This is a genomic window from Komagataeibacter melaceti (assembly GCF_003403295.1).
Taxonomy (GTDB): domain Bacteria; phylum Pseudomonadota; class Alphaproteobacteria; order Acetobacterales; family Acetobacteraceae; genus Komagataeibacter; species Komagataeibacter melaceti.
On sequence record NZ_QUWV01000148.1, the window covers coordinates 1 to 626 of the forward strand.

The following is a 626-nucleotide window of genomic DNA, read 5'->3' on the forward strand; positions in this document are numbered from 1 at the left end:
GTTCGGGATATTGTCGGTCTTTACATGTCGCCGCCGAACCGCGCGATCGTGCTGTGTGTCGACGAGAAATCCCAGATCCAGGCACTGGACCGCGAACAGCCCGTCCTGCCCATGGCACCGGGCGTGCCGGAACGACGTACCCATACCTATCTCCGGAACGGTACGATGTCGCTGTTTGCAGCCCTCGACATCGCGACGGGTGCGGTAATCGGCAAATGCTACAAACGTCATCGTATCACGGAATTTCTGGACTTCCTGAAACGTATCGACGCTGAGATCCCTCATGACCTGGATGTTCATCTCGTGATGGATAACTACGCCACACATAAAACGACCACGATCAAGATATGGCTCGCACGCCGCCCGCATTGGCATGTTCACTTCATACCGACCTCGGCTTCCTGGATCAATCAGGTAGAGCGCTGGTTCGCCGAACTGACGCGCAAGCAACTCCAACGCGGCGTGCATCGGTCAACAACCGCACTCGAAGCCGACATCACAACTTTTATCGATGCACATAACAAAAACCCACGGCCGTATCGGTGGGTCAAATCAGCCGACCAGATCCTCGCCTCGGTGAAGCGCTTCTGTCACAAGACAATGAGCCGAACTTCAGTTCCAGATGA

General features: G+C 55.4%; 1 protein-coding gene. It reads left to right on the forward strand.

Annotation, left to right across the window (positions count from 1 at the left end):
* Positions 1-626: IS630 family transposase (locus DY926_RS14235; protein WP_116703968.1), on the forward strand; the 626-nt coding region annotated here is incomplete at both ends.